The following is a 12841-nucleotide window of genomic DNA, read 5'->3' on the forward strand; positions in this document are numbered from 1 at the left end:
TGATCGCAGTTTCCGGTGCGCGCGCCGCCGACGCCGTCGTCGTCGCCGAGCCGGAACCGGCTGAATACGTCAAGATTTGCGACGTTTACGGCTCGGGCTACTTCTACATCCCCGGCACCGAAACCTGCCTGCGCATCGGCGGCTATGTCCGTTACGACATCGGCGTGGGTGATGTCGGTTCGTTCGACGGTGCGACGTCCGCCGACGTTGAGGACGGCGGCAGCAATGACACCTACTTCAAGAAGGCCCGCTTCTCGCTGAAGACCTGGACCGGCCAGGAAACCGAGCTCGGCACCTTGAAGACCTACACCGAGACCCGCTTCAACTTCCAGAACAACAACCGTGATGCGGGCGCGCTTGGTGACGTAAATCCTGCCGGCAACACCGGTGCTTCGCTGAACTTCGCCTGGATCCAGCTTGGTGGCCTGCGCGTTGGTAAGGACGAATCGGCGTTCAACACGTTCATCGGCTACGCCGGCAACGTCATCCAGGATACGCTCGTTCCCTACGGTGATTTCGACACCAACGTCATCCAGTACTACTTCGACGCAGGCAACGGCTTCTCGGCCGTGATCTCGCTCGAAGAAGGTTCGGGCGGCGGCACGGTAGACCTTGCCGGCAACGGCGTCTACGGCGTGGGCACTATCGACAGCTACGTTCCGCATGTCGTCGGCGGTCTGAAGTACACGCAGGGCTGGGGCGCCATCACCGGCGTGCTCGCTTATGACAGCAACTATGAAGAAGTCTCCGGCAAGATTCGTTTGGACATCACCCCGATGCAGAACCTGTCGCTCTTCATCATGGGCGGCTACGGCACCGACGACAACCTGACGGATACGACCTATGCGTTCCCGGCCGGCGGCCGCGGCTTCTACAAGCCGTGGGATGGCAACTGGGCAGTCTGGGGTGGTGGCACTTACACCATCAACGAGAAGACCTCGTTCAACGCCCAGGTCTCGTATGACGAAGGTAAGAACCTCGGCATCGCCGCGAACATTGCCTACGACGTTGTCCCGGGCTTCACGGTCACGGCCGAAGTCGACTACGTCAATGCAGGCAGCATCGGTGAAGACGGTGGCACCCTGAACCACAACTGGACCGGTATCACTGATGGCGACGACGCCATCGGCGGCATGCTCCGCTTCCAGCGCTCGTTCTAAGGGCTGGCTTTAGACAGGTGAATACCAGCCCGGGCGCTTCAACGCCCGGGCTGTTTTTGTTTCGTGACTAGGTCAAGACAAGCAGAAGGAACAGGGGGAATCGGCAGCTGAACAGTCCGTAGGGTGAGTTCGTGGGATCCGCTGATGGTGGATGAATTCACAACTGCGTGATTAAATCTCTTGAAAGGACGCTTCCAAGCGGGTAGGTCTGACTCTATCCACTCGGGGGTGTGGCAATTTATGACCATCGAAGCGATACAAGAGGGCGACCCCTCCGAACATTTCTCAATGTTCTCTTCTCAAAATGCGAAGATAAAATACAGCTACAACAAGATCAGAGAAGTAAAGTCGCACCGGGTCGGAGAGCTTTTTTCAGCGTACCGAGACATACTCTGGGATGATGGGCGACATAAGTACAATGTCAGCTCCTTCATCGGCGAAATAGACGAGATTCTCCTCGGAGAACGGTTCAGCGCCTTCGACCAGAGCACCCTTGACAACCTTATCGGCACCTTGCGCCAGCGCGGCAACGGCAACGCAACCATCAATCGAAAGATGGCTGCCCTCAGCAAACTGCTGCGCAAGGCTTACAAGATGGGGGATATCCACAGCCTGCCCGAGTTCCGCCGCCAGAAGGAGCGGGCGGGACGGATACGTTTCCTCGAAAGGGACGAAGAAGCAAGGCTGTTCGCCGCCATCAGGACCCGCAGCGAGGATGCCTACCGTCTTTCATGCTTTCTCGTGGACACCGGATGCCGTCTCGGCGAGGCGCTCGGACTGATCTGGAACGACATCCAGGAACACCGCGTCTCGTTCTGGATCACCAAATCCGGCCGCAGCCGCACCATCCCGATGACCGAGCGGGTCAAAGAGGTGATCAAACTGCCGCCCTCAGAGGGCCGCCGGCCCAAAGGTCCGTTCACCAAACTCAGCCAGGCGCAGTTTCGCGCCATCTGGAACGATGCCAAGGCCGAGGTCGGCCTCGGCGCCGACGACCAGGTGGTGCCGCACATCTTGCGTCACACCTGCGCCTCACGTCTGGTCCAGGGCGGCATCGACATCCGCCGCGTGCAGATGTGGCTTGGCCACCAGACGCTTTCGATGACCATGCGCTACGCACATCTGGCCACCAACGATCTCGACGGCTGCGTCGTCGTGCTGGAAACGCCCCGCGGCGAAGGGCTGTCCGGCGACGGAAAAAGCTCGGCCTTCGCATCGCCGCTGACCACGGCCTCAGTGCCAGCGCCTGCTCAAAAAAGCAAAGCGGCAGCGGCGAAGGCACCCAAGGCGCCCCGGAAAAGCTCGAAAGCCAAATAGTTACCCAAGGCTTTCGTATACTGCCACGACAACCCCAGGATCAGATTTGATCTTGGGGATTACTTATCCGATCCAAACATTCCGCTTCATCCAGGAAAGCCGCGATAGCGCCCGGCAGATTGCCTGTCTCCAGGAAGGGCGCATGGCCCTGGCCCTCGACGGTGATCGCTTCCATGCCGGAATGACGCTTTTGCATCTCGTCGAGTGTGTCGGCCGACAGGAGTTTCGAGTTGGCGCCGCGGATGGCAAGCAAAGGTATCGCCGCCAGCGCCTCGAACTGCGGCCACAGATCCGGCAACGGCTTGCTGAGGTCGAGGCCCGCCACCGTCTCGACCAGCTGCGTGTCGAAATCCGGCAGCAGGAGGCCTTCGTCCGTCTCGCGGTAGAGCGCCGACACCATCCGCTCCCAATCCGCCTCGGTCAGAGCGGGAAAATCTGCCCCGTGCGCGACGCGTTGCGCATCGATCGCCTCAGCGCGGCTCTTCGGTTTCGGTGCCGGGTCGAGATAGGTTTGGATATGGGCCAACCCCGCTGCCTCGATCACTGGTCCGATGTCGTTCAGCACTATGGCTTTCAGTATGGCTGGCCGCAGCGCGCCGAGCACGTGGATGATCAGTCCGCCACGCGATGTGCCGATGAAGGCCGCTTCCTCGACGTCCAGGGCAGCCAGCCCGGCGAGGACATCGCCGGCCTCGATGCCGATAGTGTAGTGGCCGATGTCAGGGTCGTAAGCGGACTGGCCGCGGCCGCGGTAGTCGAAGGCGATGACCTTGCGCGGATTGTCGGTTCGCTGCGACAGATAAAGCGCCAGCCCATGGAAATCGCGCGCGTTGCGGGTCAGCCCGGGCAGGCAGGCCACCGGCCAGGTTCCTGAGTTTATCTCCCCATAGACGCGGGCGTGAAGCTTGAGCCCGTCCGGCGCGGTGTAGAAAAAGTCGGAGAAGCCGTCGGTGCTCGACATATTAAAAGGACTCCCTGTCCGGATTGTCTCCGTCTGCTACAGGCGAGGGTGGGAGCGGTCAAATCGAGGGTTGTCGGCAAGCTGACACTCTTGGAAATGCCAGACATCTCCCCCACGAGGGGGGAGATTGGCGGTTCAGGCGCTACGCCCTTCCTTCGACGTTGGAGATTGGCGAAATCGGCAATGACAGCTGATCTCCCCACTCGTGGGGGAGATGGCCGGCAAGGGGGGCGCGAAGGATCGCCAACGTCTGCCCGTGGCGACAGCTCTGCGGCCTCAGCCTCTTCCGTTCACCAAATCCCCAACGATATCGTACTTCCCCGAAATACGCATCTTGTAGACCTCGTAATTCTCCATCACGCGCTGCACGTAACTTCTTGTTTCGGTGTAGGGAATTCGCTCGATCCAGTCGACGACGGCGTCGATGCCCTTGCCGCGCGGGTCGCCGTACTTGGCTACCCATTGGCTGGCGCGGTTAGGGCCGGCATTGTAGCCGGCGAAGGTCAGCACATAGGAGCCGCCGAAGCGGTCGAGCTGCTCGCCAAGGAAGGCAGCCCCCAGCGTCGCATTGTAACCGGCATCGCTGGTCAGCCGATCCTGGGAAAAGCTCAGTCCTGCCTTCTTCGCCAATTGCTTGGCGGTGCCCGGCATCAGCTGCAGCAGGCCACGCGCGCCGGCACTGGAGACGGCGCCGACATTGAATTCGCTTTCCTGGCGGGCGATCGCATAAGCCAGCGCCTTGCCCGAACCGGAAATGTCGGCGGTGTCGGGAATGACGCCCAGCGGATGCGACAGCGCGCCGACATCGATGCCGCGCGCGCCGGCGATCTTGCCGATCTTCAGCGCCATGAAATGATTGCCCTGCTTTTCCGCCAGCACCGCAAGCAGCGCCAGCTCGCCGGGGCTGGTCAACTGCCCGGCGAGGTCGCGGTAAAGCGTCTCGGCATAGCGGTCGTAGCCCGCCTCCTGCAGCCGCTTGATGGCGCTGACGGCTTCGCGGCCGTCAAAGCTTTGGCGGTCGGCAGTGCTTGGCTCGGGATAGACGATGTTCAGCGTGCGCAAGCCAACCCGTTCCGCCGCCAACTGCCCGTAGAAAGTGGTGCCATAGGCTGCCGCCTTGGTGAAATAATCCTTCGCATTGCCGGGACCGCCGACTTCCGCCGCGCGGCCAAGCCAGTAATAGGCGCGTGACAGCGACATCGGTCCCTGCGCGAGATCGGCGATGCGGGCAAAATGGGTCGAGGCCGTCGCAGGATCGTTGAGGCCGCGCAACGCATACCAGCCGGCGTGGAATTCGGCCTCGGCGGCGCTGGCGGGGCTTTCGGCGGCATGCGCGGCAACGATCTTGTAGGCGGTCTTCCAGTCGCCCTGGTCGACCAGTGCGCGCGACAGCACGCGGCGCTCGACCCACCAGGCATCGGGATCGACCAGCGCGTCGCGGTTCGTTGGCGCTTTCATCATCACCGCGGCGGCGTCCGCAAACTTCCGCTGCTTGCGCAGATATTCGGCTTGCGCGAAGAAATAGCCGGCCGATTGCTGCGCGGCAGGCACCGCTTTCAACAGCTTGGCCGCGTTCTTGTCGCCACGCGAGGCGGCGGCCCAGGCATCGGCCAGCGGTTGCGCGCCGGCAAGTGCTGCGACCCGCAGTGCCGAATTCTCCCGGTCGGCATAAAACATCCGTTCCATGCGGAAACGATGGTCGGCAGCCGGAATGATGGCGCCAAACTCCTTGCTGACGGCCGCCTCGTCCCTGGCTTCCAGCTTCTCGGTGCGCCAGAATGGCGACAGCACGGAAAGCGCAGCCTTGGTGTTGCCAAGAGCTACATAAGAACGGGCAAGGATGACCACGCCTTGAAAGGTCAGCGGCTGGCTGCCGTCAAAGGCTTTCACCACGGTGTGCGGCGAGGGGTTTTCGCGATAAAGCGCGCGCTCGCTGTTCTTGCGCAGAGCGATGGTGCCCGGCCAATTCGGCAACATCTTTGCGGTATCGGCAATCTCGCTGCTCGGCACACGGTCGCCGCCATAGAGCGCGATCGCCCAGGCCAGGATATGGCGGTCCAGCGAACTGGCCGGCAATGTTTCGCGCACCGCTCGTGCCGCGGCGATATCGCCGGTCGCCAACGCGTCGAGACTGCCTTTCAACACGGCGATATTGGCGGAGGGCGCATCGGTCTGCGCTCCATCTTGCATGTCAGGCATCGGGATCGATGAGGTCGTCTGCTCGTCGACGCTCTCGTTTGCCGCCGTTCCCACTATCAGCAGGGCAACGGCGCCAAGCAATATGAAGCGGAGTGGCCGACTGGCCGGCATGATCCTGATCTTTCCCTGTTGCGGCACTTTAAATGGCAAGCCCAGGTGCCCGAGAGCCTAGACTTAGGTCGTGAAGAGCTCGTAAACAAAGGGTTATCGAGGCCGTTCGAATTGCGCTTGCTGGCACCATCGGCATGCTTGCCGCGCAACAGTGTCGAGACTATGGTGCGCGGCTTCGCTTTCGGCTAGAAGGCGCCCGATGCATGTCGCCCAAAAGCGGGAACCGGTTTTGGGACGATGACACGCATAAACAAACAAGTTCCAAGGAGTTGGACGACATGCTGAGAGGCTCGCTTACTGCGCTCGTGACGCCGTTCGAAAAGAGCGGACGTTTCGACGAGAAAGCCTTTCGCGCTTTCGTCGAATGGCAACTTGGCGAGGGCACGACGGGCCTCGTCCCGGTCGGCACCACCGGTGAGTCGCCGACGCTGTCGCATGACGAGCATCGCCATGTCGTCAAGGTCTGCATCGATGTGGCCAAGGGCCGCGCTCCGGTCGTCGCCGGCGCCGGCTCCAACAACACCGCTGAAGCGGTCGGTCTGGTGCAGTATGCCGAGCAGGCGGGCGCCGACGCCGCTCTGGTCGTCACGCCTTATTACAACAAGCCAACACAGCGCGGCTTGTACGAGCATTTCGCTGCCGTCGCCAGGGCGACCAAGCTGCCGATCATCATTTACAACATCCCGCCGCGCTCGGTGATCGACATGATGCCGGAGACGATGGGCAGGCTGGCGCACGACTTCAAGAACATCGTCGGCGTCAAGGATGCCACCGGCAAGGTCGAGCGCGTGTCCGAACAGCGCGCCACCTGCGGCAAGGAGTTCATCCAGCTTTCAGGTGAGGATGCCTCTGCCCTCGGCTTCAACGCTCATGGCGGTGTCGGCTGCATCTCGGTGACGTCGAATGTCGCGCCGCGGCTGTGCGCCGAATTCCAGGAAGCCACACTGTCCGGTGACAGCGTCAAGGCGCTGGAATTGCAGGACCGTCTGCTGCCGCTGCACAAGGCCATCTTCCTCGAGCCCGGCCTGTGCGGCGTCAAATACGCGCTGTCGAAAATTGGCAAGGTCGAGAACGTGGTGCGCTCGCCGCTGGTGACCATCGAGGCGTCGACCGCCGAGAAGATCGATGCGGCGATGAAACACGCCGGCTTGATAAATTAAGGATGAGGCGCCACCTCTCCGCATCATGAACCAGGTCAGAAAAGCCGATCCCAACAACAAGACCGTTGCGGAAAACCGCAAGGCGCGGTTTTCCTATGAGGTGCTCGACACGGTCGAGGCCGGCCTTGTGCTGACCGGCACCGAGGTCAAGTCGTTGCGCCAGGGTCAGGCCAATATCCAGGACAGCTACGCCTCGGTCGAGGGCGGCGAGATCTGGCTGATCAACTCCTATCTGCCGGAATATCTGCAGGCCAACCGCTTCAACCACGAGCCCAGGCGGCGCCGCAAGCTGCTGCTCAACAAGCGCGAGATGGCAAAACTGGCGCAGAGCATCGATCGCGAAGGCATGACGCTGGTGCCGCTGAAAATCTACTTCAACGACCAGGGCCGTGCCAAGCTGCTGCTCGCCGTCGGCCGCGGTAAGAAACTGCACGACAAGCGCGAGAGCGAAAAGCAGCGCGACTGGTCGCGCGAAAAGGGCCGGCTCATGAAGGAACGCGGCTAGAACCTCGGGCAGTCCCAGAAAAGCCAGACGTCGGCTTTCAAGTTTCGAACAGCTGCAGCAGCGACACACGATGGGGAAAGGTTTGAAGAACCGGATCATCCTCTGGGGTGCGGCCAGTCTGGTCTTTGCCGGCCTCGTCGCGGCAGGCGGCTTCTTCTATTTCCGGACCTTCTCGCCGGATCGTGACAGCTATCCGGTCAGGGGTATCGACGTTTCCCATCATCAGGGTGAGATCGACTGGCGCCGCGTTGCCGCCGACGATGTCGCCTTCGCGGTCATCAAGGCGACCGAGGGCGGCGACCATGTCGACGATGCCTTCGCCAAGAATCTGCGCGAGGCGCGCGCGGCCGGCCTCGCCGTCGGCGCCTATCACTTCTTCACCTTCTGCCGGCCGGGCGCCGACCAGGCGAAAAATTTCATCGCGGTGGTGCCGCACGACCAGCCACTGCTGCCACCGGTCGTCGACATCGAATTCGGCGGCAACTGCCCGCAACGCCCGTCGCCGGAACAGCTGAGCGCGGAACTCCAGGCCTTCCTCGGACCGGTTGAAGCTGCGTTCGGCAAGCCGGCGATCATCTACCTGACCGACGAGGCTGAGGACGCCTATGCCGGGAAAATCGACGTTCGCCCGCTCTGGCGTCGCTCGTTGCTCCTGGAGCCAGGTCGCAACGACTGGATCTACTGGCAGTACCACAATATGGGCCGCGTCGACGGTATCATCGGCGATGTCGATCTGAATGTGCTGAAGGGCGGGCAGGAGAAGCTGGCTGAGTTGTTTGCCGCGCCTTGACCTGGCGTGCTCGACCGGCGCGAGATTGGAACCAAACATCGCGGCGCTGATCGGCCCTACCCAGCGTTCCGGCCAGTCTGCGCGCTAACGAAGGTCGGTTTCAGACCGAGCGCTTCCGGGACTTTCATGATTGTCGCAATTCCGGCTTCCCGTCGCCGCTCAAGGCTTTGGAGAGCGCCTGTCTCGACATGCCTGCCTTTCGGCAAGCTTCGTCATCCGCGCCCGGGCAAGCCAAGGGCAAGATCGTGCTGGCGGGGTTCTGAAGGCGTTAATTGCGCAGGAAGGCGGCGATGTCGCTGAATACCTTGACAAACATGGGTTCGGTCAAAACACCGGTGTTTGTGTTGTAGCGCGAGCAGTGATAGCTGGAAAACAGCGTGACGCCGCCGGCCGGCAACCGACTGCCGTGCTTGAACGGATAGGTGGCGACGCGCTGGCCCAGCGCCCTGACGGTCGACTGGTGGGCGATCGAGCCCAGCGCCAGCACGGCGCGCAATTTTGGAAAGCGCGCGATCGTCGGCACCAGAAAGCTGCGGCAAGTGGAGATCTCGGCGCCGACCGGCTTGTTCTCCGGCGGCACGCAGCGCACCGCGTTGGTGATCGCGGTGCCGATCAGTTCGAGCCCGTCATCCGGCCGCGCCTTGAACTCGCCGCGGGCAAAACCGTGAGCGATCATCGTTGAGTAGAGCAGGTCGCCGGCATAGTCGCCGGTGAACGGTCGCCCGGTGCGGTTGGCGCCGCGCAGGCCGGGCGCCAGCCCGACGATCAGCAGCTCGACGGCGTCCTCGCCATCAGGCGGCAGGAAGGTCGGCACCGGCGCGTTGAACCACGACGGCTCTCGCTGCCGCCAGTCTGCGATGAAATCATGCAGGCGCGGGCAGAGCGGGCAGTCGCGGTCGGGTTCGGGAGCCGCGTCCAAGGCCGCCGCCGTCAATAGTCTTCCTCTTCGACTTCGGCCGGCTCGGGCCGGCGCACCGGCCGTTCGGAGGGATCGCGGCCGACCTCGTTCTTCAGCGAGGTCAAATCGATGAAATGGTCGGCCTGGCGGCGCAGATCGTCCGAGATCATCGGTGGTTGCGAGGCCATGGTGGAGACGATCGAGACCTTGCGGCCGCGCCGCTGCAGCGCCTCGACCAGCGTGCGGAAATCGCCGTCGCCGGAGAAGATGACATAGTGGTCGACGACATCGGCAAGTTCGAGCGCATCGACGGTCAGTTCGATGTCCATATTGCCCTTGATCTTGCGGCGGCCGGTCGAGTCGGTGAACTCCTTGGCCGGCTTGGTCACCACCTTGAAGCCATTGTAGTCGAGCCAGTCGATCAAAGGGCGGATCGAAGAGTATTCCTGATCCTCGACCAATGCGGTGTAGTAATAGGCCCGCAGCAAATAGCCGCGCTTCTGGAAGCTGGATAGCAGTTTGCGGTAGTCTATGTCGAAGCCGAGTGCGCGCGAGGTGGCGTAGAGATTGGCGCCGTCTATGAAAAGAGCGATTTTTTCACGGGGGTCGAACATGGCAATATTCCTTTTTCGAAATAGGTGGCGGACTAATCGAAATGGGTCGTTTATATCGGTCGGCTCGTAAATAAACCGGCTGACCTTTCGTCAACCGAGATAGCGCCAGTTTTACGGCAATCCAAGGGTGCCGGGGCGCACTGCAAGCAATTGTGATCGGAGCCGTGTCGTCGCCGGTAGGCGGGCTTCGCCGGCAAGGCATTCACCGGCGCCCAGAAACTGGCATCCGCCAGCCCACGAGGCCACAGCGCCATAATGCTTGTATTTCGGCGGCGTTCGGGTTATGGACCGCGCCTGTTTTCCATCAAATCCAGGCATGAAAGGGGCAATCAATGGCCCGCGTAACCGTTGAAGACTGCATCGACAAGGTCGACAACCGCTTCGAGCTCGTGCTGCTCGCCGGCCACCGCGCCCGCCAGATCAGCCAGGGCGCGCCGATCACCGTGCCGCGCGACAACGACAAGAACCCGGTCGTGGCGCTGCGCGAGATCGCCGACGAGACGCTGTCGCCCGACGACCTCAAGGAAGATCTGATCCACTCGCTGCAGAAGCATGTCGAGGTCGACGAGCCCGAGGCTGACGGCGAGGCGATCGCCGACCAGACCGGCAACGCAGTTGCAGCTACCGACGCCGACGTGGAAGAAAACGTCACCTTCGATCGCATGACCGAGGAAGACCTTTTGGCCGGCATCGAGGGCCTTGTGCCCCCGGAAAAGAGCGACGACTACTAATCGCGCCCTGGACCTGCCGGGAATATGGTTCCGGCACTTCCGTCCCGTGTGTTTCGTGGCTATCTATGAGATGCGCCGTACATCAGTGCGGCGCATCAATCATTTCAGCACCGTGAGAACCCGCCCATGATGCGTCAGTATGAGCTTGTCGAGCGCGTCGCGCGCTACAAGCCTGACGTCAACGAGGCGCTGCTCAACAAGGCCTATGTCTACGCCATGCAGAAGCATGGCCACCAGAAGCGCGCTTCCGGCGATCCCTATTTCTCGCATCCGCTCGAAGTCGCCGCCATCCTCACCGAAATGCACATGGACGAGGCGACGATCGCCGTCGCCTTGCTGCATGACACGATCGAGGACACCACCGCGACGCGGGCCGAGATCGACGATCTGTTCGGCCCCGAAATGGGCAAGCTGGTCGAAGGCCTGACCAAGCTGAAGAAGCTCGATCTCGTCTCCAAGAAGGCCGAGCAGGCGGAAAACCTGCGCAAGCTGTTGCTGGCCATCTCGGAGGATGTCCGCGTTCTGCTGGTCAAGCTCGCCGACCGGCTGCACAACATGCGCACCCTCGACCACATGCCCGAGGCCAAGCGCCTGCGCATCGCCGAGGAGACGATGGACATCTACGCGCCGCTGGCCGGGCGCATGGGCATGCAAGGCATGCGTGAGGAGCTGGAAGAGATCGCCTTCCGCTTCATCAATCCGGAAGCCTACCGCGCCGTCACCGCGCGGCTTGCCGAGATATTCGAGCGCAACAAGGGTGTGCTGACCGACATCGAAAAGGCGCTGTCGGCGCTGTTCGAGAAGCATGCCATCAATGCCGGGGTGAAGAGCCGGCAGAAGAAGCCGTGGTCGGTGTTCCGCAAGATGGAGGCCAAGGCGCTGTCCTTCGAGCAGCTCTCGGACATCTTCGGCTTCCGCGTCGTCGTCGACAGCGTCGAAGACTGTTACCGCGCGCTCGGCGCCATCCACACCACATGGTCGATGGTGCCTGGCCGCTTCAAGGACTACATTTCTACGCCCAAGCAGAACGACTACCGTTCGATCCACACCACCATTGTCGGCCCGTCGCGCCAGCGCGTCGAACTGCAGATCCGCACCCGCGAGATGAACAAGATCGCCGAATATGGCGTCGCCGCCCATTCGATCTACAAGGACACCGGCGGCAAGACGAACGGCGCCGCCCATGCGATCTCGAAGGAGACCAACGCCTATGCCTGGCTGCGGCGCACCATCGAGCAACTGGCAGAAGGCGACAACCCGGAAGACTTCCTCGAAAATACCAAGCTGGAGCTGTTCCAGGACCAGGTGTTCTGCTTCACGCCGAAAGGCATGCTGATCGCTCTGCCGCGCGGCGCCACCCCCATCGACTTCGCCTATGCCGTGCACACCGACGTCGGCGACACCTGCGTCGGCGCCAAGGTCAACGGCCGCATCATGCCGCTAATGACGGAACTTAAGAATGGCGACGAGGTCGAGATCATCCGCTCCAAGGCGCAAGTGCCGCCGGCGGCGTGGGAGTCGGTGGTGGTCACCGGCAAGGCGCGTTCAGCCATCCGCCGCGCCACCAAGAACGCCATTCGCAAGCAATATTCAGGTCTTGGTGCCCGCATTCTCGAGCGCGCCTTCGAGCGCGCCGGCAAGACTTTCACCAAGGAAAGCCTGAAGCCGGTGCTGCACCGGCTGGCGCGCAAGGACATCGAGGATGTGCTAGCCTCGGTCGGGCGCGGCGAACTCGCCTCGACCGACGTCATGAAGGCCGTCTTCCCAGACTACAAGGACGAGCGCGTCACCGTCAGCGCCCCCAAGCAGCGCGAGGAGGGCTGGTCGAAGATCCGCAACGCCGCCGGCATGCTGTTCCAGATGCCCGGCACCCGAGCCGCGCGCAAGGACAAGGACCAGCCGCGCGATGGCGCGGTACCGATCCGCGGCGTGCGCGGCGACCTGCCGGTGCGTTTCGCGCCGGAAGGGGCCGTGCCCGGCGACCGCATCGTCGGCATCGTCCAGCCGGGCACCGGCATCACCATCTATCCCATCCAGTCGCCGGCGCTGCAGGCCTTCGACGACCAGCCGGAGCGCTGGATCGACGTGCGCTGGGACATTGACGAGCAGACCAAGGAGCGCTTTCCGGCGCGCGTCTCGGTCACCGCCATCAACGCGCCGGGCTCGCTCGCCGATATCGCCCAGGTCGTTGCCTCCAACGACGCCAACATTCATACGCTGTCTATGGTGCGCACCGCGCCCGACTTCACCGAAATGCTGATCGATCTCGAAGTCTGGGATCTGAAGCACCTCAACCGGCTGCTGTCGCAGCTCAAGGATAATTCGAGCGTCAGCGATGCGCGGCGTGTGAATGGGTGAATAGTGAATAGTGAATAGTGAATGGTGTAGTGAATAG

At 62.3% G+C, this 12841-nt stretch carries 11 protein-coding genes; 7 read left to right on the forward strand and 4 right to left on the reverse strand.

Features of this window, described 5'->3' with window-relative positions; translation table 11 throughout:
* Positions 1-2: 2 nt before the first annotated feature.
* Both X733_RS138395 and X733_RS138390 read left to right on the forward strand, forming a co-directional pair.
* The gene (locus tag X733_RS138395) at positions 3-1160 is read left to right on the forward strand and encodes a porin (RefSeq protein WP_050588725.1); all 1158 of its coding nucleotides are present in this window, start codon (positions 3-5) and stop codon (positions 1158-1160) included.
* A gap of 288 nt (positions 1161-1448) precedes the next feature.
* Positions 1449-2477, forward strand: a complete 1029-nt coding sequence (locus X733_RS138390; RefSeq protein WP_245274548.1) for a site-specific integrase — start codon at positions 1449-1451, stop codon at positions 2475-2477.
* A 40-nt stretch (positions 2478-2517) separates the two neighbouring features.
* On the opposite strand, the gene X733_RS138385 is transcribed toward X733_RS138390, so the two are convergent.
* Both X733_RS138385 and X733_RS138380 read right to left on the reverse strand, forming a co-directional pair.
* The gene (locus tag X733_RS138385; RefSeq protein WP_023820169.1) at positions 2518-3438 is read right to left on the reverse strand and encodes an alpha/beta hydrolase; all 921 of its coding nucleotides are present in this window, start codon (positions 3436-3438) and stop codon (positions 2518-2520) included.
* Between the two features lie 276 nt (positions 3439-3714).
* Complete coding sequence (locus X733_RS138380) at positions 3715-5748, reverse strand: lytic transglycosylase domain-containing protein (RefSeq protein WP_023820170.1); 2034 nt, start codon at positions 5746-5748, stop codon at positions 3715-3717.
* Between the two features lie 278 nt (positions 5749-6026).
* Here X733_RS138380 and dapA point away from each other — a divergent pair, with 278 nt between their 5' ends.
* From dapA to X733_RS138365, 3 genes are all read left to right on the forward strand, one after another.
* Positions 6027-6908: a 4-hydroxy-tetrahydrodipicolinate synthase gene (gene dapA / locus X733_RS138375; protein WP_031194155.1), complete on the forward strand. Its 882-nt coding sequence runs from the start codon at positions 6027-6029 to the stop codon at positions 6906-6908.
* A gap of 25 nt (positions 6909-6933) precedes the next feature.
* Positions 6934-7413, forward strand: coding sequence for an SsrA-binding protein SmpB (gene smpB / locus X733_RS138370; RefSeq protein ID WP_023687280.1), 480 nt, complete (start codon positions 6934-6936; stop codon positions 7411-7413).
* A 70-nt stretch (positions 7414-7483) separates the two neighbouring features.
* On the forward strand, positions 7484-8203 hold the full coding sequence (locus X733_RS138365) for a GH25 family lysozyme (protein ID WP_023820172.1): 720 nt from the start codon (positions 7484-7486) through the stop codon (positions 8201-8203).
* A gap of 268 nt (positions 8204-8471) precedes the next feature.
* Here X733_RS138365 and X733_RS138360 read toward each other — a convergent pair whose 3' ends face one another.
* Together X733_RS138360 and X733_RS138355 are read right to left on the reverse strand one after the other, a co-directional pair.
* On the reverse strand, positions 8472-9137 hold the full coding sequence (locus X733_RS138360) for a uracil-DNA glycosylase (RefSeq protein ID WP_031194157.1): 666 nt from the start codon (positions 9135-9137) through the stop codon (positions 8472-8474).
* Complete coding sequence (locus X733_RS138355; protein ID WP_023670234.1) at positions 9134-9715, reverse strand: NYN domain-containing protein; 582 nt, start codon at positions 9713-9715, stop codon at positions 9134-9136. The genes X733_RS138360 and X733_RS138355 overlap by 4 nt, the downstream gene beginning before the upstream one ends.
* A 332-nt stretch (positions 9716-10047) precedes the next feature.
* On the opposite strand from X733_RS138355, the gene rpoZ reads away from it, so the two are divergent.
* Both rpoZ and X733_RS138345 read left to right on the forward strand, forming a co-directional pair.
* Positions 10048-10446 carry a DNA-directed RNA polymerase subunit omega gene (gene rpoZ, locus X733_RS138350; RefSeq protein WP_023820174.1) on the forward strand — a complete coding sequence of 133 codons (399 nt, stop codon included), beginning with the start codon at positions 10048-10050 and terminating at the stop codon, positions 10444-10446.
* Between the two features lie 126 nt (positions 10447-10572).
* Entirely contained in the window at positions 10573-12804 is a 2232-nt protein-coding gene (locus X733_RS138345; protein ID WP_023670236.1) for a bifunctional (p)ppGpp synthetase/guanosine-3',5'-bis(diphosphate) 3'-pyrophosphohydrolase, read from the forward strand.
* Positions 12805-12841 lie beyond the last annotated feature (37 nt).

The organism is Mesorhizobium sp. L2C066B000 (assembly GCF_000502335.1).
Lineage (GTDB): Bacteria > Pseudomonadota > Alphaproteobacteria > Rhizobiales > Rhizobiaceae > Mesorhizobium.